This window comes from Variovorax sp. LjRoot175 (assembly GCF_964253805.1).
GTDB lineage: Bacteria > Pseudomonadota > Gammaproteobacteria > Burkholderiales > Burkholderiaceae_C > Variovorax.
In genome coordinates, this window is sequence record NZ_CAXURY020000001.1 from 5,761,612 (window position 1) to 5,787,796 (window position 26,185).

Consider the following 26,185-nt stretch of genomic DNA (forward strand, 5'->3'; position numbering starts at 1 on the left):
CTTTCATAGCAACCTCAGCGATTCCGGAAAATTTCGCGCCAGGTCAGGCGCCCGCTCGTGCAGGCACCGCAACGCTCGACCGTCTTGAGCGTGCCGTCGCCTGCCGAAATGATCGAGCGGAACAGGCAGAGCCCTTCACAAAGAGGCGGAGGCACGGGCGGAGTGCCCGGAGGCAGCGGGGACGATACCGGCACCCGGAATTGGCCGCCACCCGAGCCCTCGAAATAGTTCAGATTACTGCCGCCTATGGCGCCGGGAGTCGTGACGCCGGGAACGGCATTGTCGATCGCCGTTCCGTAGATCGGGTTGACCACCATGTCGAAGGATGTGCCGTCGTATCGACACCCATCGGAAGTGGCCGCGGGCGCGAGCGAACGAACGTTGACCCGTGCAGTGTCTTCTGCAAAGGGGTTGAACACCACACCCTCCGAACTTACCGGAAGGTCCGCATACCAGCCGAGCTTTCCGGTGGCGTAGGGCACCGTGTTGTCCGTGATGTACCGAATGCCCCCCGTGATCGAGATGCTCTGCTGCACCAGGTCCGTCCTGCCCGTCGTCAGCGTCGAGGTCGTGCCGGGCTTGTCGTAGATGCCGTACATCGTGTTGGTGTAGACGGACGACATGGGGTAGTCGTTGCTCTCGAGCGACTTGCCTGTCGCAAAGAACAGCTGATAGCCGCCCGACGGATGCGGGAAGGGCACGATCGGCGTCGTGATGGGCTGCGGCACGGTCGTCGTACCGACGACCGTGGTTGCCTTGTAGAGCGGAACGCCGACCCCCGCTGTCGTGTTGAATACTCGCCACTCGGCGGGATTGGTGCTGGTGACGTCGAACTTCCAGACATTGCCCTTCAAGTCGCCTGCATAGATGCGATCGATGGTGCCGTCGTTGTTGGTGTCGATGGCCGTGGGCGCTGCCAGTCCGTTGTCGGAACCGTCACCGGCAACGACGGGCGTCAGTATCTTGATGTACTGCGTCCCCGCGGTCCAGGTGGTCGACGAGGGCGAGGTTGGGCCGTTCGCAAAGATGATGAACAGCGCCGCCCTGCCGTTCGTGCTGTTGTAGCCGTTGCCATAGATCGCCGCCCACTTGCCATTGGCCATGTAGCCCGTCTGGAAGGGTTGTCCGTTCGAGCGGCCGTTGGACCGGCCTGTGATGTAGCCCATGTCGCTATCCGCGGCCTCGGTGAACTCCCACTTGACCACGTCGCTCGGGCTCGCCTCGGTCACTGTGTGGGGCTTGGTGACGTCGAGAGCGTACACACCTCGGGCGCCACGACCGAAGGCGCCGAAAAGGTAGGTCGACCAGGTCGTCCCGAGCTTGATGTCTGCAGCCATCACGCTGCCGTCCATGGTTAGGCGATTCGTGCTCTCGCCCAAGTTGAAGTCCTTGGCCGTGATGGCCGCGAGCTTCGAATAGGGCGCTGCCGTGCTGGTCGTATAGAAGGCGCGCGGCACATAGGCAAAGAGCTCACGACCCGTTGCCCCATCGAACGCATGCAGCATGCCGTCGTTGGCGCCCACGAAGACAGCATTCCGGTTGTTGCCGCCGTTGGCCGCAACGATACCCGTCCGGAAGGTTCCGTAGCCACCGCCGTACTGCACGTTGGTGTACCCCGCCGCCGGCGCGCCGACGAACCAGGGCGTGGAGTTGATGATAGCGCCGAGCTTGGTCGTAGGCCGGATTCGCAGGCCGCCCAACGTTGTCTCGTTGCTGCTGTCGCCGCGCAGCCAGTTGAGTCGATTGGTACCTGCAGTGCCGAGAGGGTCCACCGAACTGCCGGTGGACGGATTCGTGCTCAGCGCGGTCTTCTGACCCGCGGACAGGTTGCCCCAGCGGAAGGCAATGGGACCAGTATCGGAAAGTGAAAGAATCTTCCGATTCGAGTTCCAACCGGCGCCACCGCTGTCCACCGTCAATCGCGCACCCGCGTCCCAGTCGGATGTGGTATTCACCGTGCCATCGCTGGCAAAGCTATAGCGCAGGAACTGGCCACTGGCGTCCGCATCGACATCGCTGCCGACCACCTTGGCCTTGATGCTGTGCGTGCTTGCATACACGTAGCCACCGCTCTGCGTGCGCGATGTGGTCGCGGCCGCGGGTGCCGCACCGCCGGCGCGCAGGATGGTCGAGAAGATGTTGTTCAGCGAACGCTCGAGCTCCGCAGGATCGATGGCGTAAAAGTAGTTATCGGGAACACCATCGCTGCCGGTCGACCCATCAGCTCTCTTCGCATCCCAAGCAGCGGTCGGCAGCGCCGAGCCGGAGGTGTAGCTGGGCACCACGGTGCGATCGAAACCGCCGTACTTGGCCGCATACCACATCGGATCTTGCAGGGCCTCGCCGGTAACGCCCGTCATCCCGTACACGGCCGTGGTCTTGGTCTGCTGGTCGTTGCAGTTGTTGCAACCGCCGGTCGCGTTGACGTTGGTAGCGGGTGTGACCAGCCCGCCGATGCTCACCGGGTCGGTGAAGTTGGCGTTGTTGATGCCGGAGTGGAAATGCACGCCGTCCTTGCCATTGGTGCCGGCAATCGCGTAGCCGAAGCCCATTGCGTAGGGAGTCGACTTGAAGGCCGCATAGGTGCTGACGCTGATGCTGCCGCTGGCGCTGACGGAATATTCGAGCGTGCCCCACATGTCTTGGTCGTAGTCGCCGCCTTGCTCCGAGTCTTCCCACTGCACGACGAACTTGCCGGAGGTGGCCGTCTGCGACACGACGCGGAAATCGACCAGCGCCCCGGCGCCGCCGGTACCTGAAAAGAGCCGCATAGCCGGTTGAATGACGACGAACTTGCCCGCCTGATTCGGCACTGGAACCTTGATGCGGGGCGTCGAGGTCGCCAGCGCCACGCCATAGGTGTCAACCTTGAAGGCTCGCAAGTTCGCGGTGGGTGCGGTGATGTCCGTCCTGATGCGATTGGTATGCGCGTACTGTGCCGCGCCTGCCATCTTGAAGCCGCCGTAGCCGGTCGGTGCCTCGGGGCAGATGCCAACGCTGGTAGCCAGTGCGCCGATGGACTTGTCGTTGCACAGATTGTTGGTATCCGCCGCCGTTCGCCCGATCGACCATTTCTTGCCCGAAGCGTAGAGTCCTTCCGCAGTGCCGATGTCGTTCGTCAGCGAGCTGACGGTCGCGTCCGAAAGCCCGGCGACGCCATTCGCGCTGGCCCACTGATCGTTGTCGTAGGAGCTGACGCTGGCATTGAAGTTGATCACGCTGGAGCGCCGGCAGGTCCGCTCGCCGAAGGTGGCGGTGGTCGAATCGGCAAAGGGATCGGACCAGGTGGCGACCGTCAGCCCCAGTGCGCCGTCTTTCCCTCCGGTGGTATTGAAGGCCGATGTCGCCCCCGTCGCTCCCGCCAGGTAGCGAAGGGATTCAAGATACATTTCGCCGATGGGATTGCCCCAGCTTCCGCACTGTCCTTCCGTCAGACCGATCAAGCCGTAGTTGCAGTTGTCGACGGAACCGCTGGTGTACGTACCGTCGTTGTAGTCGTAGCCGTAGATGCGAAGCTTGTCCAAGGTCGAGACAATGCCGTCGACGCCGGTGAACTGTCCGTTGTCGGTGTTCACCTCGGGCGCAAAGGATGCAACGTTCTTGCGCAAGACACCACCGGAGATATTCTTGGTGTAGCTTCCCGTGATCAAGCCGAATGCGGCTTCGTTGCGCTCGCCGTACTTCTGCAGCAAGCCGACCGGCTTGTATGCGCCCGATGGATAGAGCTTGCAGCGGCTGCTCTCGTCGCTGGTGAATGAGGCGACGCCCGCTGCGGCGCCGTCAAGCCCGGTCTTGCAGACCTCGACCCTGACTGTGTAAGTACCCTTCGCCAAGCCCGTTCCGAGGCCGTACGTAGCACGGGACGGGTTGCTGCCGGACGCACTCAGGCCCGTGATGGTGGAGTTGTTCCCGTTGCTCGCACCCTTGTCCTCTGACCAGTAGCACTGCCAACGCTCGTTCGAATTCCACAGCGAAAAGTTGCCGTTCGCCACCAGCATGGCCGGCGGCCCGACGGCATTGTGCGAGTACTGGTTCGTGCCATTCTTGAAGGTCGCGTTGCAGATCGTGATCTCGTTGGTTCCCGAGAACGGAGTCAACTGGGCGACGTCGGTGTTGTTGTAGTACTTCGCGAATGCGTGCGCGTCGGTCGGTAGATGTGCGCGCTGGAGCACGGTCGAAGTGCCGCTGTCCGTGATTCTCATGCCGCCGTAGAGAATTCGCCGAACCACGTCCATCCGGGTCATCGTCGCCCAGTTCAGGAAGTTGCCGCTCCATTCGTTGACGATGGCACCGCCGTAGTTGCAGTAGCGCGTCGTCGAATCCACTTTCCGCGAGGGCACGTAGGTGTTGGTCGTGGTGCTGTAGGTGTAGCAGCGCTCGCTGTCGAAGTATCCGTAGTAGCTGTAGGCATGGCTGTACTGCGTCTCGATCATTCCATCGCCATTCAGATCGGAGAATTCGTTGTAGGCCTTGTAGGAAAGCTGGTGATCGCGCGACAGGTTGAGCATCACCATCGGCGAGCCCTTCGTCTCCGTGAGGTAAGGCGGCAGCGGCGTGAGATTGACCGCTTGGGTCGACGTCACGATCAGGCTGCTTGCCGCAAGCAAAAGCGCGCCGATACACCGGCTCAACGACTGAAAGTTTCGGGCAATCATTTCAATGCTTTCACAGAGGTTTGCAGCATGACTTGGGTTGAGCTGTTGGCGCCGTAGCCGATGGCAGACACGCGATAGACAAAGGCTTCACCGAGCTTGAAGTACTCGATGAGGTACTGGGGCTGTTGCGACACCACGGGCAACGCCGTGGCGCCGGTATAGGCTCCATAGGTTGCCGCTCGACCGGCGGTCGTCCAGTTCGCCTTGACTTCCCAGACGGGCGTCGTGGCATTCGGCAGACAGAGCCCCTGCGCGCAAGTCACGCCAAAGATGTCGGCGGTTTCCGGCGAGATGGGCGTCGTCCGGCAATTGGCAGCCAGACACGAGCCGCCGATATCCTTCTCGGCGTCCCGCAGCGCGGACTCCGCGGCCTGAAAGGCCAAGGTGCGGTCGGCCTCATTGCCGGCGATGCGGGCAGAGAAGGTCGAGCTTTGGATGGCTGTCACGCCGATGATGCTCAGGATGACCAGGAACATCATGACCATGAAAAGCGAGATGCCGCGCTGCCTCGGCAGGCTGCCGACGGACGGGCGAATCGAACGACGTGGAATGTTCATAGCGAGGCGGTGTTTCGCAGCGCGACCGTGGTACGAAGGGTGCGATAGCTTTCGGACGGGCCGGCGGTGATGGCCGTTCCATAGCAATCGGTGTATTGCGTGCCCGTGTCGTTGCCCGATGCCTGCACGGTCCTTGCCAAGACACACAGCTCGATCGCCGCAACGTCCTTCCATGCGGCGGCCGTCGTGGGCAGGGCAGTGAGCCGGCCGGTCGATGAGATGTAGCCGACCGAAATCTGCTCGATGCCCGGCACCAGCGGCTGAACCTGCAGGGCAACGGTGCCGAGCACGCCGTCGGTGACAGGCGTGCTATCCGAAACACAACTGAGTTGCCCCATCGACTTTGTGCCGTAAGGCGTCTGGGTAGTGACCTGCGAAATGAAGAAATACGAACGGACCTCGTAGGTCTGGACGCCGCTCACCAACTTGCTGGCTGCCGCCTCGTTGGTGCAACCGTAGCCTTGCTGCTTGCCGCTTCCAGTAGCGAACTGGTCCGTCTCGTAGCGGGAGAAGATGGAAGCGGACGGACGCTGCCCTGCCGGCGTGGCGGTGCGGCAGGCGAGATCGCCGAGCGTCGTCGGCGCGGTCGCGTTGACATAGCCATAGTCGCAGCCCGCCAGCTTGTCCTCAAGGGGAAGCTGGGGACCTGGCGCGGTCGGATCCACCATCGCGAACCCGGAACTCTGGATGTACTTGGTGAGCAGGTCCAGCGCGAAGCGACCGTTTTCCTCCATCTGCGAGTTTTCGGAGACGGCGTTGTAGGACTGCTTGGAATACAGATAGACGGACGAGGCGATGATGACCAGGATCAATCCGATCGTGAGGCCGACCATCAGTTCGACCAGCGTGACGCCGCGATTCCGGCTGCGGGGGGAGTGTGGGGTGGACATGAGCTGAAACAGGGCGTGATCAGGGGAAGATCGTGAAGCGACGGCAGCGCACACCATCCGGAGCCGCCGCCGTATCGGGGCAGCAGTTGCGCCAGGCCACGCCCGTTGTGGTGGCTGTACAAAGCACTGACGAATCCAGGCTGCCATCCGATTTCCGGAAGTCCTTGTCGAAATACATCGCGGTGACCACGAATCCATTGGTAATCGTGCCCGTCACCTGCATCGAGCCTTGGGGCAAGGAGGTTTGCGCCTTCTGCAGAAGATCGGCCAGGTCGTCGGCGGCAATCTGCGCGGGCGTGCAGGTACCACTGGTGCGGCAATTCAACTTGGTCAAGGTCGCCGCTTTGCCAGTCGTGTAGTTGGCCGTGTACTGGTAATCGACGTCAGTCGCCTTGGGGTTGGCTCGAATGCGCTCGCCGAAGCTGCCGGTGAACTCGGACACGCGGTGGGTGGACCACGCAGACTTTTGAAACGCCATGGCGCCGACCTGCAGGCCGGCAAGACCCAGGAGGCCGAGTGACATGATCAGGATGGAAACAAGCGCTTCGATCAACGTTGCGCCCTGTTGGGATTTGGAGCGGCGGGGGATGCTCATGGCCATGTCCACATTCCTAGAAATCGGGGCAGCTCGTCACGGTGTAAGCCGCCACGCGAACGCGGCCGGCCTTGCTGACGCAAACCGTTCGTCCAAAGCGAGCCTGGTAGTCGGAATCCGACGACTTGGCGTAGATCTTGAAAGACTGGGCTGTGCGGGCGAAGCCTGCGCTGCCGAAGATCAAGCTGCCGGCGGCAGAACGCTCGAAGCCCGTTTCTGCGTCCGTCGGATCGACAGCCGCCATGGTCTTGAGCAAGATATCTGCGGCATCGCGTTGACCATTGCCATCCTCGTCCACAAAGGCCTGAATTTCCAGGGTGTTCCACGTGGCCGTGGAAGCGCACGCGATGGTGCTGGCGTTCTTGGGGCAGATGACAACGTCCTGATTCCTGACGATGGCTTCACTGCGGGCGTAGTTGACCAGCCCGATGAAGCCATTCACGTTGGAGGAAAGCCGATTGCCCACCAGGAAGTCGCGCAGGCTTGGCAAGCCAAAGGCCAACAGCACGCCAAGAATGACAATGACGACGAGCAACTCGATCAGGGTCACACCACTCGCAGGGGCTGGCGCGTGTCTTTGGCCGGACAAGGATTCGATGCACATGTGACGAATTGTCACGAACCCATGCCTCGCGCAAGCCACCGTTCAACGGCTACGCGGGGCCGCTCGTCGGCAAGTTCGAGAACGTCTGCCGCTGTAGACGGCCTCGGCCTAAGGTGATCCGCGGGAAAAGATGGCTGAGGCCGTCCGCCAGATGATCGAGATATCGAGCCACAAGCTCCGCTTCTGGACGTAGAGCAGTCCATGTCTCAGCTTGGCCGGCATGACCACGTGGATGTAGAACGCCTCGGGGTCCTCGGCGCCGGCCAACAGCGCGCTCTCATCCCGATAAGCGACCGAGGCCAGATCGGTGATACCGGGGCGCACGCTCAGGATCAGCTGCCGGGCGTCGCTCGGATACATCGCCACATAGCGCGGCACCTCGGGTCTCGGGCCCACCACGCTCATGTCGCCGGCAAGCACATTGACGAACTGCGGGAGTTCATCGAGCTTGTATCTCCGCAGGAATGTGCCCGAGCGCGTGATGCGCGGATCGGCGCCGACCGTGATCTGCGCCCCGGTCCCGCTGGCATCTACCTGCATCGTTCTGAACTTGTAGATCATGAACAGCCTGCCTTGCAGGCCGACGCGCTGCTGGCGAAACAAGACCGGTCCCCGCGAATCGAGCTTGATCCAGAGGGCCACGCCAACCAGCGCGGGGGCCGACACCAGCAACGCGCACAGCGCGAAGCCGAGGTCGAATAGCCGCTTGAGCATCAGCCCAGCACCTGGTGCAACGCGGCGATCACGCGGTCTTGATCGCTGTCGCTCATCGCCGTGAAGAGTGGAACGCTCACCATTGCCTGGTAGGCCGCATCGGAATGCGGAAACATCTCTGGCGTGAGCCCGTAGCGGTCACGCCAATAGGGCTGTCGATGGAGCGGCACATAGTGCACGCTGGTACCGATGCCGCGGTCGGACAGCGCCTGCACCAGTTCGTCCCGCGTCACCTTGGCGGTCGGGGCGAGGCGAATGACATAGAGATGCCAGGCGTGCACCTCACCCGCTGGAGGATCTGAAGGACAGATCAGCGGCAAGGAGCTCAGCGCCTCGTGGTAGCGCGCTGCCAAGTATTGCCGGCGTTCGAGAAACCGCGGCAGTTTGGTCAGCTGCACCAACCCGATCGCTGCGGCAATGTCTGTGAGGTTGTACTTGAAGCCAGGGGCAATCACCTCGTAGTACCAGGCGGGCGTCTTCGACTGGAAGCGGTCGAAGGCGTCGCGATTGATGCCGTGCAAACGCATGACCTTCATGCGCTCGGCAAGCGCGTTGTCGCGGGTGACGACCATGCCGCCCTCGCCGGTGGTTATCGTCTTGTTGGCGTAGAAGCTGAAGACGGTGACGTCGGAGCCCAGGGTTCCAACGAGCTGACCGGCGGACGTGGTGGGCAGCGCATGCGCTGCATCCTCTACCACCTTCAACTTGTGAGCTTGCGCCAATGCCAACAGCGCCGGCATATCCGCGGCAAGACCTGCGTAGTGCACCGGCATGATGGCCTTGGTGCGCGGCGTGATCGCCGCTTCAACAAGATGCGGATCGATGCACAGCGTGACCGGGTCGACATCCACCAGCACCACATCGGCACCCAGGTAGCGCACCACTTCCGCGGTGGCGGTGAAAGTGTGCGTGGTCGTGATCACCTCGTCTCCTGGGCCGATGCCGAGTGCTTCGAGCGCAAGGTGAAGACCGGCCGTGGCCGAGTTGACCGCCAGGCAATGCAGGTCGGCATCGCCGAGAAACGCACCAAATGCGTCTTCGAAACGCTTGGTCTTCGGTCCGGTCGTGACCCAGCCCGACTTCAGCGCGCTTTCTATTTCGGCGAGTTCCTCCTCGCCGAGTTCGGGCAACGCGAACGGCAGAAATGGGGCTTTTTCTGGCATGGCTTCAGGATTTGGCGATCCACGCGAGCACATGCGTGCGCAGCAGCGGAATTGTGTTGAACAAGGTGTAAAGGGAAGGATGTACGGCGGTCACGCGCCGAGCAATCGGCGGAGCCAATGTGATGCGCTGTACGTGCACTTGACCCTGCGGAAAGAGTGCGCGAACGCGCTTGAGCGGCACTCCACGCACATCGGCATTGCGCGGATTGTCGACCGTGAAGTCGTACCACAGCACGCCTCCGCCGGGCTTGACCCAGCGCCACATAGCATCGGCCAGGCGTTGCTGGAATGCGTCGTCGAGCAGCGAGGAGAACACGGTGGAGACGAAGACGACGTCGCAACTGGCCGGCTCAATCGATGCGACGGCAGCGTCGCCCGATGAGAGTCGGACGGCGGCAGGAAGCCGTGCACGCGCCGCCGCATGACGCTCCGGCAGAAGTTCGATGCCCGAAAGACGATCCGGCGCGCAACCCATCCGCAACAGTTCGAGCAGGTTACCACCATCGCCGCTTCCTACCTCGACAAGATCGATGCGATGGAGCTCGGTCATGCCGATCCGCGCGAACAGCCGGACCATCGCGCGCTGGCGCTCCTGATGCATGTGCAGCGCGGCTGGGTTGAGCAAGCTGTAACGGAGGTCGTGAGCCGCCCGTCGGTCGTAACGCTCGCGCACCGAATCAAGCTCGAGATTCGGATCGTCGCCTAGTTTCGTCATCGCGCCTACCGAGTCAAGGCCGCGAAACGTTCGTTCGCGCGGCCGCCGCGCAGTACATCCCAGAAGCCCAGCAGCGAACCCAAACCGTAGCCGAAGTGATAGGCAGCGATCACCATCGGAACGCGGGACAGCGCGCTGATTCCGACCCCAGCTTTCAGCAAGACGCCGCCCGTCATGGCGCCCACGGCGCCCAGGTAAAGCAACAGGCAGGCGGCAAGCGGCCAGGCCGGCGCGCCAAGCAAAGCGACCAAGCTCAACAAAACAAGTGCGCCCACAAATGCCACTGGCACCAAGTGACGCAGGGACGCGGCTTGTCGATGCTTCTTCATCACAAACGGCTTCCAGTAGCCATACTGAAAATACTGCCGAAAAACCTGAAAGAGAGACGCGCGCGGATGGTACGTGCTGCGGATGCGCGAGGACTGCCATACCCGTCCGCCGCCGCGCACCAGCCGAAGATTGTGCTCGTCGTCCTGGTTGCGCGCCAACGACTCGTCGAACCCGCCGAAGCGCTCGAACGTGGCGCGCGGCCAACATCCGAGATAGACGGTGTCGACCCAGCCGTCGTGATCGAGTCGGCGCGAGAGGGCTCCGCCAGCCACCCACCGGGATTGAAACGCCGCAGCGACTGCCTGTTGCATCGGGCCCGCGCCATCGTCGGGCACCGCGCGCCACGCGCCACCGACATTGTCGGCGCCGGTCTCGGCCAGCACCGAGATGCACTGGGCGATGTAGTCAGTGGCGTAGCCCGTGTGCACGTCCATGCGCACGATCACTTCGCCGTCGGCACGCGACAACGCGCGGTTCAGTCCAGCCGACACGATCAACTGCGGGTTGTCGATGCACTGGATGCGCGGGTCGGCTGCCGACAGGTGCTTCAGCATTTCGCGCGTGCCATCGTCGCTCATTCCGTCGGCAATCACGAGTTGCAGCAACCAGTTCGCTGGCAGCGCTTGTGCGCAAACGTTAAGGCAGAAGGCTTCGATATGGCGTTGCTCGTTGCGGCAGGGAACGATAGCGCTGATAGTTCGCAAAGGAGTGCTCATGTCTCTCGCCTCTAAGGCTTGCGCGCGGCGATCACAAAATAACCCAGCGGAAAGTGTCGACTCGAAATGGCGGCCACCCTCGCTCCCAGTCGCGTCTTGTGGAAGTGCCAAGCCAACGTTTGGATCAGCATCGCTAACGCGCGTCCGATCAGTGGCAACTTCGTGACGATTTTGGCAAACAAATCGGCAATGATTTCAACGATACCGCCAATCGCAGACATTCTTACGAGAGTCATCTCATTCATCTTCACAAACCTTTCGAGTGCAAAGTTCGTGTAGCGGTAGTAGTCGTGAGGGTGTTCGTGCACCAGATAGTAGAACGGGACGTTCATGATGATCTTGCCCGCCGGCGCCAACACTCTTGTCATCTCACTCCACAATAGCTCGGGCTCGGGGATGTGCTCAAGCACGTCCGACAGAATGATCGTATCGAAGCGATTGCTATCGAATGGCAGGGGCTGCGACAGATCACATTGCAAATCGACGTGCTCTCCTGGCGCCCAGTCCACACAAACGATTTCCGATACGTACGGCGCATATGCCGAGTACAACGGCACTTTGCCGCAACCCAGATCCAGCAGCCGTCCGCGTGCGTTAGTCTTCAGATGCGACTGATATTGCACGGCCACCAAGTCCGCCACCAAACGCGAACCGACGCCGAGTTCAACAGGATCTCTTGCCCCCTTGAGTCGACCGCTTTTCCAGTCGAACTTGGTGGGCTTCCAGTGGTCCCGATTTTTCATAGGCGTTCCCAAGAAGGTACGGTCAGCAGCAATGCCATCCCCTTGCGCCAGTGCGTCTTGCGCATGCAGAGAGAGGTCGACGCGGCGGGCTCATGCCGATTCCGCCAATAGCATTACGCGGGCGTAGCACTGCTCCATGAGATCCAGACAGTGACCCCACTCGTACTCACGCCCGACGAGGACTCGACCGTCTCGACCTAGCCTGCTTCGCAGATCGGGCTCCAGCACAAGCCGCTTGAGCGCATTCTGCAGCGCAGGCACGTCGTTGCGCGGCACGACCAAGCCAGTCTCGCCGTGACGTACCACCTCTGGGAGGCCGCCGGCGTCGCTCACCACTACGGGGAGGCCACAAGCGCTGGCTTCAATCACGGCGACGCCGAAGCTTTCGCTGTCGAGCCGACTTGGCGCGGCAAAGATGTCCATGCGATTGAGCCAACGAGGCACCTCTGCGTGCGCTACCGCCCCTACGAACTCCGTCAGTGCCGCAATGCCGAGTTGACGCGAAAGCCCCACCAATTCTTCGCGCTGCGGGCCATCACCAACAACGATCAAGCGGCACTGATGTCCACTGGCGCGCACCTCGCCGTCAACGAGCAAGCCCGCGAAAGCGCGCAACAGCAGATCAACTCCGTACTTTGGAGCGAGCGACTTGACAATCCCCAGCGTTAGCACGCCGGCGTCGCGCGAAACAGTGGCTGGTGCAAAATTTTCGAGGTCAACGCCGAATGGCGTGACTGTCACGTCGAGTTGCTCAGGCGTGAGGCCTTGCACCTGCTGCGCCATCGCGTGGCTGGTTGAAGCAATCGCCGTCGCACTCCGCAAGTTTCGTCGCAGCAGCCAGTTTTTAAGGCTCCCCTCGTTGGGGAAATCATAGACATCGCTTCCCCAAACCGAAAGCAGCGTCGGGCTATAACCAGCCAACGCCGCGGTGGTGCCATAGCCGCTGGCATAGTGCGCGTTCAGCAAGTCGGGGCGCCATCGCCGCAGTTCACGCCGCAGAATCCAAGCGTTGGCGAAGTAGCCAATCTGCGCTTGATATGGCAGCCAGACGACCCGCACGGCACGCGGCAGTAGCGCGGGGTCGCAGCGGTGCTGCGAGATCACACACACAGTGTGACCCCGCCCCGCCAACGCTGCTGCCCAGCGCTGCAGATGGACCGTGTTGGCCGGACCAAGCAGTGCAACACGAAGCGCGTGGCGTTCCTTCATGCGGGGCTCTCGTCAGAAGAAGCAAGGCGGTATGAATGCAGCACAAACACAGCAGCAGCAGCCCACGCACCTGCAGCCCACACAGCGCACATGGACAAGAGCCCCGGCGATGGCAATAGCAACCAGGCACCGCATAGTACGAGCCAGCGTACGATTTCCGCCTTGACGGCTAGCCAGGGCAACCCATTCGCGTAGACATTGACCGTCAACACACGTGAGGCCGCCTCCGCCGCGGCGCCCATCATCAGCACCGCAAGTGCCTGCGTCGTTCCCGCATAAGCTGGTCCAAGGCCAAGATGCGGCCACGTCGGCGCTGCCAGCCAAAACGCGCCTGCGACAAATAGAAGCGCAGCGCATAGCGCAGCGGCCCATCGCTGCGACGAACGCCCACCCGACTGCTCCATCCAGCGCCGAAACAGCAAAGGTGCGGCATAGCCAATCGGCGCAAGAGGCACTTGAACCAAAGTCATCGCCATCGTGAAGCGGCCCAGCGCAACCGAACCTTGCGCGCTCTCGACCCACTGCTGAACCAACAGAATGGCCGCGGTCGACAATGAGGCCAAAAGCCATGCGGCAATCCCATAACGGCCCAGCTCACGCCAATTCGCGGGAGAGCCCGCGACTGACTTTCCCATCTTTTTCACCCGCCAAAGAGCGAAGACTGAACTAGCGCCGTAGGCCAGGGCAAAGAGCAGTTGCCACGTCGAATTTTCTGTGATCCCGAACCAGAGAACAACAATCACGCCTCCGATCAACAGGACCTGCGGCAACGCAGTCGCGGCGTTGAACCAACCCGTGTGCTTGCCGACCAACAGCAGAGCGCGCAAGTGCCCGTGGGCGACGCAGAGCGCTATCGCGCTGGCGAAAACAACGGCTTGCACGGGGCTACTCGCTTCTTGCTGCACCGCGCCAAAGATCATTCCGACAAGCACAGCGACCAGCGCACTCGCCCACGCCCAACGAAGAGCAGCTTGAAGGCTCAGGCGTCCGGACTTGACATAGAAGAACAACGCCTGCGGAAGTCCGAACATTGCAAACGCAGCAGCAAACTCGATGGCTGCTTTAGTGTGGCTGAAGTTTCCCTGCTCCTCCGGCCCCACGGTGCTGCCCAGCAACAAAGTGGCGATCAGCATCGACGCTGCTCCTGCCCCTTGCACAAGCAGCGACACGCTCAGTTGACGGCGCAAGTTCACCGCGTGAGCCGCTTGCAGGCCATGGCAAACAGGTTTGACGAGAATATGCGCCTGCCAAGCGGAGGCACTGCTGCAGCGGCCATGACTATCGCCCGCTTGACTGTGCGCTCCGGCCAACTCCCCGAGAAAACACTGCCCAATCTCTGCTTGCGCAGTGCGCGACGGGCATCTTCGGCAGCAGTCTCGTGAAACCACACTTGCGAATGAGCTAGCACTTCCAACCCTGCAAGCTCGAACAGCCTCATTCCGTCCGCAAGCGAATACTTGCGCAAGTGGCCCGACACATCATTCACACCGTAGTCACGCCTCCAGTTGAGCCAGTTGTCTTCGAGTGGCAAGTTGACCAACACGACTTCGCCGAGTTGCGCAGCGGCGCGCAGGAACTCTTGATCGTGCGGCACATGCTCCACCACGTCACTCATGATCACCGCCTCAAACTCGCCCGGCTGCAAGTCGCTCAGATCTGAACAGACGAACTCGATATCAGGGTACCTTGCGCTCGCCACAGCGATGTTGGCGGCCGATATGTCCAAGCCAACCTTCCGAGCACCCGGGGCAACTGGCAACGCAGCAATCAACTCGCCGGTGGCGCAGCCAATCTCGAGAACGGTCCGGAGTTGGCGAGAGGAAGGGAGCAGTCCCATCAAGTTCGGCAACTTGAAAAGTTGCACCTCCATATCGATCTGCGCTTGCTCCAAAGAGCCTTCTTCACGTCGCGCCACGTACTCCGGATGGGTGTCGTACAGCGTCGAGAAGTCGATTTCCGATGCGGGTGTTGCCCTGTCGGCGCTTTCCAGACTCACTGGACCTCCATGCCACATCGAAGGCCGACATCGCACCACGCAGAGACGACCCATGTCGTCGCGTCGTATCCGGAGTTACTGCGCCAGAGTGAGGCTTTGTTCATAGTCGGGGACCAGCAGTCGCAAGACATCTTTCATCGAAGCCAGGTTGTCATCTTGTGCAGCGCTGAGCAGCGACTTCAGATGAAGCCTGAGCGCAGGCCACGGCATGAATTCTTCTCTTGCGCGAATGATTCGGGGGTGATCGGTCGGCATCGGATTCTCCCCGATCAGGAGTTCCTCAAAACGCTTTTCTCCTGGACGCAGGCCAGTGAAGGTAATGCTGATGTCTCCCGTCGGACGGAACTCGTCGCGCACCGATCGCCCGGACAGAGTGATCATGCGCTTGGCCAGATCCACTATCTTCACGGGCACGCCCATGTCAAGCACGAAGAGATCTCCGCTGCGAGCCATCGCGCCTGCATACAGGACGAGTTGCACCGCCTCCGGAATCGTCATGAAGTATCGCGTCACCTCCGGGTCGGTCACGGTCACCGGCCCACCATTGGCAATCTGGGTGCGAAACAGAGGAACCACGCTGCCGCTGGAACCCAGAACATTGCCGAAGCGCACCATCGAGAATCGAGTCATCGAGCCCGACTTCAAGTGCGGGGCACTCCCTTCGTCGAACGGACTGGCTTCGCAGTCGGCAAGCGACTGGAGGATCTGTTCGGCGATCCGCTTGGTGGCGCCCATGACGTTGGTCGGTCTGACCGCCTTGTCGGTAGACACGAGAACAAAACTATCGATGCCCCACTTGAGCGCCGCACGGGCCAGGCTGAGCGTGCCCAGCACGTTGTTGTTCACGGCCTCGCCCGGATTGGATTCGACCATGGGGACATGCTTGTAGGCCGCCGCGTGGTAGATCACCTGCGGCCTGTGGGCCTGACAGATCGAATCCAGGCGTTGCTGGTTGCACACACTGCCGAGCACGGGCACCAAGGTCACATGCATACCACCGGCGCGCACCCACTGCTCGAGCTCGTGATGGATCTTGTAGAGCGAATACTCGCTGTGATCGACGAGAAGAAGCGTGCTCGGCGCTTCGCGCGCAATCTGGCGGCACAGTTCGCTGCCGATGCTCCCTCCCGCGCCTGTCACCATAACAACGCGGTCCGCCAAGGCTCCAGCGAGAAAATCCGGCCGCGACGCCACAGGCTCGCGTCCCAGCAAGTCGTCGAGGTCGAGGTCGCGGAAATCTTCGACCGTGACCCGCCCACTGGCAAGATCCGCCAGCCCTGGCAACGACCGAACCCGCACGGGCAGCGATTGCAGGCGCTCGATGAGCTGATTGCGCCGCTGCCGCGTCGCGCTCGGCACCGCGAGAAGAATGTCGGTGACCGCATGGCGGCCCACGACATCGGCGGTCTCTGCGAAGGCATGGACCTTGACCCCATTGATCGTGCGCCCTGCCTTCTGGGGATCGTCGTCGATGAATCCGACCAGCGAATAGTCTTGTATTCCTGAGAGTGCGGCTGCGGTCTGCGCTCCGGCCACGCCGGCGCCATAGATCAGCAAGGGCGCGCCGCGGGCACGGGTGCGGCTGGCAATCCATTGCCAGCCCAGCGCGCGGCTCGAGGCGACGAGGATCAGAAAGAGCAGCGGCTGCAGCACGATGAGGCTGCGAGGGATGCCCTCCCAATGGAAGAGCAGCCAGACGAACGGGCACAGCGCGACACCGTACAGCGCGACGGCGCGACCGGTCGCCAGGATCGAAGCCACGCCCGTGTAGCGGAAGATCGCTTTGTACAGGCCCAGCCGGATGAAGACCGGAATGGCCAGCGCGGGCGCCACCGCGTATGCGAGCCGTTCGGCGCCTGCGGGCCAGTGCAGCGTGTCGAGCCGCAGCGTGAACGCGAGCCACATCGACACCAGCGCGAGCACGGCGTCGAGCGCCATCACTACCATGCGCTTTCGGGAGCGAGACCAGCTCAGGATCCTGTCTTGCATCGCTTTGCGGTCACTGGACTTCCGGATCGATACGGGGAAAGGGCACCGCCTCGACGCCCTGATGTTCGCTCGCGAATTCGCCCCAGGCGACTCGAAGCTTGTCGCAATAAGCACGCGAGAAGAGCAGGCACGAATGCCGCAGCGCTTCCTGCGCGGCCAGCGGCTGCCCGTTGAGCGCGGCGGCCTTGGCATATCGCAAGAGCGCGTTCTCTACGGGATAGCGCCTGGCCGTCAAGCGCAAGCGCTCGATCTCGCTCGCCGGCATGCCTTTGCGCGGCTCGATGCGCAGGTTGACAAGCGCGGCCTGCAATCCGTTCAGGATATGAATCTCGGGTGCCGGAGGGGGCGCCCGAACACCGATGCGGGCGGCTCGCAAGCGCTCGGATTGCACGTCCAACTCAATGGCGCGGTACTCCTTCCACGCGAGCAGCAGGACGCAGCCCAACGCAACCACGAGGGCCGCAGACACGGCGCGCGGCAGCCGGACAGGTGCAACGAGCGACGAGCGCGCGTTCAGGATGCCCATCATCAGCGCCACCGGAACCAGGAAGAACGCCTTGCAATGCGGCAACTCGAGCAAGCCGTGCAGCGTGAATGTGCCGAGGGCCAGCAGGATCAGAATCTGCTCGGCGCCGGCGGCACGCCTCACCTGCCACCAGAACCATAGGCCCAGCAGTGCAGCGATGGCCAGACCCAGGGGCACCCCGTTCCACACCATCAAGTCGAGCACGAGGTCATGGGCGTGCTGGATGCCTATTTTCAGGTCGGCATACTGGGGCAGTTCGTCGACCTGGACCAATCGGCCCTGGTTCCAGCCGTAGCCCAGCCATGGCCGATGCCATATGCCATCGACCATCATGGACCAGATCTCCGGTCGGCGCCCCGAGCTCAGCCGCGAACCCAGACTGTCGGCCCCACCGGCACCGATGATGTCGGTTGCGAACGTCCAGCCGAGCGCCAGCACCGCGAACCAGAACCCCAGCCCGACGAAAGCCGGCCTGTGCTTCGCGGTCCCCAGAGAAGCCGGCGAGACCCACGCGACGGCCAGCAACAGCGCAATGCCGAGCCAGCCCGTGCGGGACTGCGTGCTCGCGACCCCGAGCAGTACGGTAGCGGCGGCAAACACTGCAACTCGGCCGCCGATCCGCTGTCGGGTGTGGGCCCACCACAAACCGACAAGCCCCCACAGCAGCAGCGTGCTCAGCTCGTTGGCCTGGCCCACATTGGCCATGGGGCGGGTGCCTGTCGAGATGGGGGCCATCAAGGGCCCCCAGTCGAGCAGCAGCCATTGCGCCAGCGCGAGCGCCGTGGAGGCCAAGGCGGCTATGACGAAACCGGCGAACAGCGCGTCCGGCAAGCGGCCCGGGGCCAGCGCCTCGCAGGATCTGGCGACAGCGACCGACACGGCACAACCCAGAAGGTACACGCTGACCAGAGGCGCTTCGCCAGGAAACGCAAACATGCCACCCGCGGCCTGCAGCAGGGGAATCAGCGCAGCAGCAGCGAAACCCAGCGAGAGCAGGTCGAAATCCATTCGCGCACGCCGCGTCACCGCCCACAGAGCCAGCGGCAGGACAGCCAGACCGGCGGCGACCTCGCTGTAGAGCGTGGGCCACGGATAGGAATGCACGGGAATCAGCCACGGCAGGGCGAAGCCGAAAGCCAATAGCGACCAGCCCACACCTGTCGATGGATTGCGGGTCGAGCGGGCCCTCGGCACCGCCGCCGCGATGCTCACCAAAGCTTGGGATGGATTCGACATGGGACAGCTTGTTCCGTCGTCAAAAGCAGCTACTGCCTCGCATCGGGTTTGTCGAGATGAAGGACGGCTCCGCGTTGCCAGAAGCGCGGCGGAGACACATTGCCTGAATCATTGGACGATTGGCGCGACAGCAGGTCGCGGCCATGGACAGCCCACATGCCCGCCAGCAGCATCGCGGACACCAGCATGATCGGCGCGCGCGACCTGAGTTTCGTCGCTGGAGCGGCGGCCGCCGCGGCCGTATCGGTCGAGCGCTTCCGGTAACACGCCAGCGCCCATCCAGCCATCCATATGATCAGCAGCTGGCTCAAGGGATAGACAAAGGCGCCTGAAAACAGACTGTTCATGACGCAAGCCAAGAGGCCGCCAAGGCAAAACGGAGGAATCCAGCGATGCCCTCGAATCAACCGGTAGAGCAGCAATCCGACGAGAACGACGGCGCCCACCCCCAAGAATCCGTACTCCCCGATCCATTGCAGCGCAATATTGTGAGGGTGCATCGCGATCACCAGGCCGTCGTGCCTTCCGAATTGATCGCCGCCTATTCCGACCCACGGCGATCGGGCCCAGGATTCCACTAGGCCGCCCCACAAATCGCTTCGGGATGAAGTGCTCAGGCGAAATACGGTCTTGGTCGTATGGTCCGAGTCGAAGAGCCATCGCATGCCGTAGAAGAATGCCCCCGCGACAGCGAGCGACGAAACCGGCAGACGAAGCAGGGCTGAATCCTTTCGAAGAAGCGCGACCAGCAGCAGCGCGCTCGTCGTGGACAGCAGGACCGAGCGGGCGCCGTCTTGCCAGAGTGCCAGCAGATAGAGCGTCGAAAGCAGCCAGACCAGCGGCGTCATCCGCGCGCGCGCCAATCCGCCGGGCCGGTGCCAGAGCAGGAACAGGCACGGAAGCAAGGCATCGTCGAATTCGCGGATCGTCGAGAACACCAATTGCCAGTCGTTCCATGTGCCGCTCAGGCAAAGATCGATGGTGCTCAACACCATCAGCCAGATATTGAGCAACGGGGCCAGCGCCAGGATCACCGCGCTTCGATCCTGCCTTTGCGGGTCGCCTTCGAAGAGCCTCGCGCAAAAAAGCACCCCTAGAAACAGCATGCCATACAGCGTGGCGTCGGCGATGGAGAACGGCGACCACCGAGTGCCATGCAGGCAGATCGCCAGAAACGCCAGTGAAATCGCCCAGATCCAGAGGCCGGACCACGGCCTTCCATGAATGACCGCGGGCAGGCGAATGACGGAGCAGACGATGAGAATCGACAGGCAGATGATCTGCGCTTTTCGATAGAAATCGTACGGATCCGCGATCCCGAAGAAAGTGATGATGCCGGAAAATGCGACGACGGCGAACGCGGGAATCGTCCACGCCAGAAGGCCGTCTGCGAATTTTCGATGCGTCATGAAAGAAGGTCGCGAACAAAAAAAGCGGCCTCGAGGGCCGCTTCTATCACCGGTCCACGATCAGGTGGGACGGCATTCGGAAGGCAGGTACTTCGCAGCAATAGCGGAGGAGCACGTCCAACGCAGTTGACCGGTGTTGGTGCCAACAGTCGCCGGCGTCAGTAGGATATCGCCCGTCGCATTGGGAACCGTCGATGTGACCGTCACAATGCCCGTGGTGGGGGCGACGACCACGTTCGACACATATTTTGTTGCGCCGGGGAAGACGTAGCCACTATTGGACGCCGTGACAGAGGCAAGAACGCCAAGCGACGAGGTGGTTTCAGCGACTGCCAGCTTTGCCGGAGCGGCCATGACGAGCACTTCGGAAATCTTGGCGCGGGTGGTGTAGTCCTGATACGCCGGCAGAGCCACAGCAGCCAAGATACCAATGATCGCCACAACGATCATCAACTCGATAAGGGTGAAACCCTTTTGCACATTGCGTGCGATGGAACGACGGTTCATTCAAAAACTCCAGTTGGTTGAAGGGCCCGAGGAGGGCCCCCGGTGCGTCCAACCTCCGCAGCATCTGTGCCATCCCTGCTGCTCGCCTCTGAAGCAAACCTTGGTGTGCATTTGTTCACGCTGGAGTTACAACAGGTGACACAATCTGTTGCATATGCCACACGCGGGATGACAAATTTTGTCAGTCGACCACCGACAGTGTCAGACCTGCAGGACCCCCGCCGCCTCCAGCCATCGAATGTCCCGCCCCTTCGTTCCATGCACCTGCGAGCCAGCGGCCAGCATGTCGATCTGGCTCATGATCTCTTCGGTCTCGGCCGGCTTGGTGTGGGTGATGTAGATCGGGTAGTTCTTGCCGGGCGCAATGTTCGCCAGTTCGTCGGCCAAGGTCGCAGGTGACAAATGCAAGCTGCGCTGCGCCAAGGCCTGCTCCCGGTCACTGAACGCCGTTTCGATGACCAGGATGCCTATATCAAGCTGGTTCACCCGCTGCCAGAAGGCCGGATTGCGCTCGGTATCCCCGCTGAAAACCCAGTTCGGCCCGCCCTCGGCGCAGCGCACGGCATACCCGCAAGCCGGCACGGTGTGGACCGCCGGCAGCACCTCGATGTTCTTGAGCGCCCGCGTTCCCAACTGGAGCTGCTGGCCAACCACGATGTCGTGAAAGCTCACAAACGGCGCCTCGCGACTGGGAATGCTCGCGAAATCAGGCCAGATGACGTTGTTGAACACATGGGCGCGCAGCGCCTCGATGGTGGCGCGCAGCGCATGCACGCGCAGCGGCCTGCTGCGGCGGCTGGCCACGGCGTCGATCATCAGGGGCAGCGCGGCGATGTGGTCGAGGTGCGAATGGGTGAGCACCACGTCGTCGATGGCGGCCATTTCGGCCAGGCTCAGGTCGCCGACGCCGGTGCCGGCGTCGACCAGCAGGTCACTGTCGACCAGGAATGACGTCGTGCGGCAGTCCTTGGCGATGGCGCCCGAGCAACCCAACACGCGCACCTGCATATGCGAGGCCTTTTGTTTTCTATTTGGTTTCGAACCGGGTTGCACCACCCCAGTTCTGGTCTTTGGGCTGCAACGCTATCGAGGCTAAACGCTGCGCGTACAGCTGGTAAAGGAATTTTTTGGCATCTACAGCCGGCAGTGGGGTCAAGCCTCTGGCCCGTACCAAAGCCTCGGCGCGGCCGGCCGTCGCTCATCCGGCGACGAACTGCATCCGGGTGCCGCCGAGTTCGAGCACGTCGCCGTCCTGCAGGGCGACGGCCTCGTTGCCGAGCGGCTCGCCGTTGAGCTCGGTGCCGCCGTCGATGGGCGCCACCACGTAGCCGTGCAGGCGTCGCGTGACGGCGGCGACGGCCACGCCGGGTTTGCCGATCGTTGTGACGACCTTCTGCAGCGAGAGTTCGCGCCCGGCGCCGCTGCCCGACAGGACGCGCATGACGGCCACGCCGGTGCCGCCGCCGAAGGGCTGGTGCACCGTGGGTGCGGAACTGAGGGGAATCGGGCCCGACGGTGCCGGCGCGATGTGCGGCGCCGGCCCGGCCCCTTCGGAGGCGCCGCTGGCCACCAGGTAGCGGATCTTGTACTTGCCGACCTCGACGACGTCGTTGTGCTCGAGCGCCTGCTTCTTGACGGCACGCCCGTTGATGTAGGTGCCGTTGGTGCTGTTGAGATCTTCCAGGTAGACATCGCCGCCGATCATGTGCAGCACGGCGTGTTCACCGCTGATCGCCAGATTGTCGATCACGATGTCGTTGTACGGCCGCCGTCCCAGCGTGGTGCGGTCCTTGGCGAGCGTCACCTCCTTGATGACGACACCGTCGATCGAAACGATCATTTTCGGCATGGCCGACTCCTGGATCTCATTTTTTTGGGCTATCCGGATGCCTCGAGCGCTTCACCTGCACCTGCACGGGCCAGGACAACCGAAATGTTGTCCCTGCCGCCATTGTCATTCGCAGTTGAAACCAAAAGTGTTGCCTTCTCCGAAAGACCGATATCTTGTAACAAAAGCGTGAAAAGCTGCGCGTCGGGAACCATCTCGCTCAGCCCATCGGAACATAGCAGGAAAAGGTCCCCGGGTTTCACGTTGTGCTCGTGCATTTCGAGTTCGACATGGCGTTCGATGCCGAGCGCCCGCGTCACCAGGTTGCGGTGCGGCGACTGGATGGCCTGCTCGGGCGTGATTGCGCCGGCGTCGAGCTGCTCCTGCAGCAGCGAATGGTCGCGCGTGAGCTGTTCGAGCTTTTCGTTGCGCAGCCGGTAGCAGCGCGAGTCGCCGATGTGGCCGACGATCGCGCGCTTGGGCCCGAAGGCGGCCAGCACGAGCGTGGTGCCCATGCCCTGCAGCTGCATGTTCGCGACGCCGGCTTCGAGGATGGCCGCGTTAGCCTCGTCGGTACCGGCCTGCAGCGCGCGGCGCAAGGCCCGCGGGTTGGCGGTCGGCCCGGCGTGGGCCAGCCAGCGGCCGAAACTGGCTTGCAGCAGCGCGATGGCCATGCCGCTGGCCACCTCGCCGCCGTTGTAGCCGCCCATGCCGTCGGCCAGGAGAACCAGGCCCAGTGAGGCGTCGAAGGCGATCGTGTCTTCGTTGTTGGCGCGCACCCGGCCGGGGTCGGTGAGCGCGGCGAAGTCCCAGGTCAGCGAGCCGGTGTCAGGAGAAACGGATGCGCCCAGGTTCGCCATGAATCAGTTTGGTTGAGGAGCCTAGCCGTCAGTGCGCGGCGGCGGCCGCGCGCCTTTGCTGCCAGCGGCCGACAGCGACGACGAAGAATGCGCCGGCCGCGGCGCCTGCATAGTGCAGCCAGGGGTCGGCCGCCAGGGCGCCGCGCAAGGCGACGTCGCTCACGATGGTCTCGCCGCCGACCCAGCCGATCAGCGCGGCGCCGAGCATGATGATGATCGGGAAACGTTCCATGAGCTTGATCATGAGGGTACTGCCGAAAATTACCAACGGGATGCTGATGGCCAAGCCCAACACGAGCAGCACCATGCTGCCCTGCGCCGCGGCCGCGACCGCGATCACGTTGTCCAGGCTCATGACCAGGTCGGCCAGCAGGATGGTCCGCACCGCGGCGAGCATGCTGCCATATTCCTTTTCCTCGCCGTTGTCGTCTTCCTCATCGCCGAGCAGCTGCACGCCGATCCACAGCAGCAGCGCGCCGCCGAGGATCTGCAGGTAGGGCAGCGCCAGCAGCTTGGCAGCGACCACGGTGAGCGCGATGCGCAGCACCACGGCCGCACCCGAGCCGAACAGCACGGCCTTCTTCTGCTGCTGCTGCGGCAGCGAGCGGGCGGCCATCGCGATCACCACCGCGTTGTCTCCCGAAAGAATGATGTTGATCCAGACAATCTTGACGAGCCCCGATCCAGAAATCGGCAGTTTGCAAATAATCCATGCCTCATATCCACTGTTATGTATTGAAAAAGCGCCCGCAACGTGAATTGCGAGCGCTTTTGTTCTTGTGTGGTCGAGGAGGCGGACGTTTTAGAGCAGCGCCTTGAGGCGCTTGGCCAGCTCCGAGAAGTTTCGTGTGACCGTGAAACCGCACTCTTCCATGATGGCGAGCTTGGCATCCGCCGTGTCGGCACCGCCGGAAATCAAGGCGCCCGCGTGGCCCATGCGCTTGCCCGGAGGGGCGGTCACGCCGGCGATGAAGCCGACGATCGGCTTCTTCATGTGGTCCTTGCACCAGCGCGCCGCGTCGGCTTCGTCGGGGCCGCCGATCTCGCCGATCATGATGACGGCGTCGGTGTCGGGGTCGTCGTTGAAGGCCTTCATCACGTCGATGTGCTTCAGCCCGTTGATCGGGTCGCCGCCGATGCCCACAGCGCTCGATTGGCCGAGGCCGATCTCGGTGAGCTGCGCCACGGCTTCATAGGTCAGCGTGCCGGAGCGGCTGACCACGCCGATGCGGCCCTTCTTGTGGATGTGGCCGGGCATGATGCCGATCTTGATCTCGTCGGGCGTGATCAGGCCGGGGCAGTTCGGGCCGAGCAGCAGCGTCTCTTTGCCGCCGGCAGCGACCTTGGCCTTCATCTTGTTGCGCACTTCGAGCATGTCGCGCACCGGAATGCCTTCGGTGATGCAGATCGCCATGTCCAGGTCGGCTTCGACGGCCTCCCAGATCGCGGCGGCCGCGCCGGGCGGCGGCACGTAGATCACCGACACGGTGGCGCCGGTTTGGGCCGCGGCTTCTTTCACCGAGCCGAAGATCGGGATGTTGAAGATCGACTCGCCGGCCTTCTTCGGGTTCACGCCGGCCACGAAGCAGTTCTTGCCGTTCGCGTATTCCTGGCACTTCTCGGTGTGGAATTGGCCCGTCTTGCCGGTGATGCCCTGGGTGATGACTTTGGTGTCTTTGTTGATGTAGATCGACATGACGTTTCCTTAGGCTTTCTTGACTGCTGCCACGACCTTCTGGGCCGCGTCCGCCATGGTGTCGGCGCTGATGATGGGCAGGCCCGAATCGGCCAGCAGCTTCTTGCCTTCGACTTCGTTGGTGCCCTTCATGCGCACCACCAGCGGCACCTGCAGGTTGACCGCCTTGCAGGCCGCGATCACGCCGGTGGCGATGGTGTCGCACTTCATGATGCCGCCGAAGATGTTGACGAGGATGGCCTCGACGTTCTTGTTCTTCAGCATGATCTTGAAGGCCTCGGTGACCTTCTCGGGGGTGGCGCCGCCGCCCACGTCGAGGAAGTTGGCCGGCTCGCCGCCGAACAGCTTGATGGTGTCCATGGTCGCCATCGCGAGGCCGGCGCCGTTCACCAGGCAGCCGATGTTGCCGTCCAGCGAGATGTAGGCGAGATCGAACTTCGAGGCTTCGACTTCGGCCGCGTCTTCTTCGTCGAGGTCGCGCAGGGCCACGATATCGGGGTGGCGGAACAGCGCGTTGCTGTCGAAGTTGAACTTGGCGTCCAGGGCAATGATGTTGCCCTTGCTGTCACGGTTGAGCGGGTTGATCTCGACCAGCGAGGCATCCGTCTCCATGTAGCAGGTGTAGAGCTTCTTGAAGATGTCCACGGCTTGCGCGGTGGAATCGACCGGGATGCCGATGCCGTCGGCGATCTGCTTGGCCTGTGCGTCGGTCAGTCCGTCCTTGGGGTCGGCGAAGACGGTGATGATCTTTTCGGGCGACGAATGCGCGACTTCCTCGATGTCCATGCCGCCTTCGCTGGAAGCGATGAAGGCCACCTTCTGCGTCGCGCGGTCGGTGACGGCCGAGACGTAGTATTCCTTCTGGATGTCGGCGCCGTCCTCGATGTAAAGGCGGCGAACCTTCTGGCCTTCGGGGCCGGTCTGGTGGGTCTTGAGCTGCATGCCGAGGATGTCGCCGGCGAGCTTCTTGACGTCGTCGATGCTCTTGGCGACCTTCACGCCGCCGCCCTTGCCGCGGCCGCCCGCGTGGATCTGGGCCTTGACCACCCACACGGGGCCGCCGAGTTTCTGGGCGGCTTCGACCGCCTCCTGCACCGTGTATGCCGGAATGCCTCGCGGCACAGGCACGCCGAACTTGGCAAGAATTTCCTTGCCCTGGTACTCGTGAATCTTCATGAGGGTGTCTCTCGGAACGAGGTTGAGAACGGGAGAATTTGGCTGTTGTCCGCGGGCCACGGCGATTGGGG

22 protein-coding genes and 1 pseudogene are annotated in these 26,185 nt (G+C 62.6%); all 23 read right to left on the reverse strand.

Features of this window, described 5'->3' with window-relative positions; all coding sequences use genetic code 11:
• Positions 1–14: 14 nt before the first annotated feature.
• A complete protein-coding gene (locus ACSQ89_RS28545) occupies positions 15–4,244 on the reverse strand; it encodes a pilus assembly protein (RefSeq protein WP_436296593.1) in 4,230 nt (1,409 codons plus the stop codon).
• 407 nt (positions 4,245–4,651) lie between these two features.
• Complete coding sequence (locus ACSQ89_RS28550) at positions 4,652–5,212, reverse strand: pilus assembly PilX family protein (RefSeq protein WP_436292008.1); 561 nt, start codon at positions 5,210–5,212, stop codon at positions 4,652–4,654.
• On the reverse strand, positions 5,209–6,102 hold the full coding sequence (locus ACSQ89_RS28555) for a PilW family protein (protein ID WP_436292007.1): 894 nt from the start codon (positions 6,100–6,102) through the stop codon (positions 5,209–5,211). The genes ACSQ89_RS28550 and ACSQ89_RS28555 overlap by 4 nt, the downstream gene beginning before the upstream one ends.
• 19 nt (positions 6,103–6,121) lie before the next feature.
• Positions 6,122–6,703 carry a type IV pilus modification protein PilV gene (pilV, locus tag ACSQ89_RS28560; RefSeq protein ID WP_436292006.1) on the reverse strand — a complete coding sequence of 194 codons (582 nt, stop codon included), beginning with the start codon at positions 6,701–6,703 and terminating at the stop codon, positions 6,122–6,124.
• Between the two features lie 10 nt (positions 6,704–6,713).
• Positions 6,714–7,301, reverse strand: coding sequence for a GspH/FimT family pseudopilin (locus ACSQ89_RS28565; RefSeq protein ID WP_436292005.1), 588 nt, complete (start codon positions 7,299–7,301; stop codon positions 6,714–6,716).
• A gap of 108 nt (positions 7,302–7,409) precedes the next feature.
• Positions 7,410–8,015 carry a sugar transferase gene (locus ACSQ89_RS28570; protein WP_436292004.1) on the reverse strand — a complete coding sequence of 202 codons (606 nt, stop codon included), beginning with the start codon at positions 8,013–8,015 and terminating at the stop codon, positions 7,410–7,412.
• Complete coding sequence (locus ACSQ89_RS28575) at positions 8,015–9,178, reverse strand: DegT/DnrJ/EryC1/StrS family aminotransferase (protein WP_436292003.1); 1,164 nt, start codon at positions 9,176–9,178, stop codon at positions 8,015–8,017. The genes ACSQ89_RS28570 and ACSQ89_RS28575 overlap by 1 nt, the downstream gene beginning before the upstream one ends.
• Before the next feature lie 4 nt (positions 9,179–9,182).
• A complete protein-coding gene (locus tag ACSQ89_RS28580) occupies positions 9,183–9,893 on the reverse strand; it encodes a class I SAM-dependent methyltransferase (RefSeq protein WP_436292002.1) in 711 nt (236 codons plus the stop codon).
• A 5-nt stretch (positions 9,894–9,898) separates the two neighbouring features.
• Positions 9,899–10,939 (reverse strand): glycosyltransferase family 2 protein, encoded by a 1,041-nt coding sequence (locus ACSQ89_RS28585; protein ID WP_436292001.1) that lies wholly within the window; start codon positions 10,937–10,939, stop codon positions 9,899–9,901.
• Positions 10,940–10,950: 11 nt separating this feature from the next.
• Positions 10,951–11,682 carry a methyltransferase domain-containing protein gene (locus ACSQ89_RS28590; protein ID WP_436292000.1) on the reverse strand — a complete coding sequence of 244 codons (732 nt, stop codon included), beginning with the start codon at positions 11,680–11,682 and terminating at the stop codon, positions 10,951–10,953.
• A gap of 90 nt (positions 11,683–11,772) precedes the next feature.
• Positions 11,773–12,891 (reverse strand): glycosyltransferase, encoded by a 1,119-nt coding sequence (locus ACSQ89_RS28595; RefSeq protein WP_436291999.1) that lies wholly within the window; start codon positions 12,889–12,891, stop codon positions 11,773–11,775.
• Complete coding sequence (locus ACSQ89_RS28600) at positions 12,888–14,024, reverse strand: hypothetical protein (protein ID WP_436291998.1); 1,137 nt, start codon at positions 14,022–14,024, stop codon at positions 12,888–12,890. Before ACSQ89_RS28600 ends, ACSQ89_RS28595 begins: the two co-directional genes overlap by 4 nt.
• A 56-nt stretch (positions 14,025–14,080) precedes the next feature.
• A complete protein-coding gene (locus tag ACSQ89_RS28605; RefSeq protein ID WP_436291997.1) occupies positions 14,081–14,887 on the reverse strand; it encodes a class I SAM-dependent methyltransferase in 807 nt (268 codons plus the stop codon).
• A gap of 75 nt (positions 14,888–14,962) precedes the next feature.
• Positions 14,963–16,876: a polysaccharide biosynthesis protein gene (locus ACSQ89_RS28610; protein WP_436291996.1), complete on the reverse strand. Its 1,914-nt coding sequence runs from the start codon at positions 16,874–16,876 to the stop codon at positions 14,963–14,965.
• Positions 16,877–16,886: 10 nt separating this feature from the next.
• Positions 16,887–18,638, reverse strand: coding sequence for a Wzy polymerase domain-containing protein (locus ACSQ89_RS28615; protein WP_436296594.1), 1,752 nt, complete (start codon positions 18,636–18,638; stop codon positions 16,887–16,889).
• A 29-nt stretch (positions 18,639–18,667) separates the two neighbouring features.
• Entirely contained in the window at positions 18,668–20,047 is a 1,380-nt protein-coding gene (locus tag ACSQ89_RS28620; protein WP_436291994.1) for an O-antigen ligase family protein, read from the reverse strand.
• 60 nt (positions 20,048–20,107) lie between these two features.
• Positions 20,108–20,554 (reverse strand): pilin, encoded by a 447-nt coding sequence (locus tag ACSQ89_RS28625; protein ID WP_436291993.1) that lies wholly within the window; start codon positions 20,552–20,554, stop codon positions 20,108–20,110.
• Positions 20,555–20,755: 201 nt separating this feature from the next.
• Positions 20,756–21,562, reverse strand: a complete 807-nt coding sequence (locus ACSQ89_RS28630) for a 3',5'-cyclic-nucleotide phosphodiesterase (protein WP_436291992.1) — start codon at positions 21,560–21,562, stop codon at positions 20,756–20,758.
• A gap of 190 nt (positions 21,563–21,752) precedes the next feature.
• Positions 21,753–22,403, reverse strand: a complete 651-nt coding sequence (locus ACSQ89_RS28635; RefSeq protein ID WP_093108549.1) for an FHA domain-containing protein — start codon at positions 22,401–22,403, stop codon at positions 21,753–21,755.
• A gap of 29 nt (positions 22,404–22,432) precedes the next feature.
• Positions 22,433–23,242 carry a Stp1/IreP family PP2C-type Ser/Thr phosphatase gene (locus ACSQ89_RS28640; protein ID WP_436291991.1) on the reverse strand — a complete coding sequence of 270 codons (810 nt, stop codon included), beginning with the start codon at positions 23,240–23,242 and terminating at the stop codon, positions 22,433–22,435.
• A gap of 28 nt (positions 23,243–23,270) precedes the next feature.
• A pseudogene (locus ACSQ89_RS28645) lies at positions 23,271–23,955 on the reverse strand (TerC family protein).
• Positions 23,956–24,044: 89 nt separating this feature from the next.
• Positions 24,045–24,938 carry a succinate--CoA ligase subunit alpha gene (gene sucD, locus ACSQ89_RS28650; RefSeq protein ID WP_093108546.1) on the reverse strand — a complete coding sequence of 298 codons (894 nt, stop codon included), beginning with the start codon at positions 24,936–24,938 and terminating at the stop codon, positions 24,045–24,047.
• Between the two features lie 9 nt (positions 24,939–24,947).
• A complete protein-coding gene (gene sucC / locus ACSQ89_RS28655; protein ID WP_436291988.1) occupies positions 24,948–26,114 on the reverse strand; it encodes an ADP-forming succinate--CoA ligase subunit beta in 1,167 nt (388 codons plus the stop codon).
• Positions 26,115–26,185 lie beyond the last annotated feature (71 nt).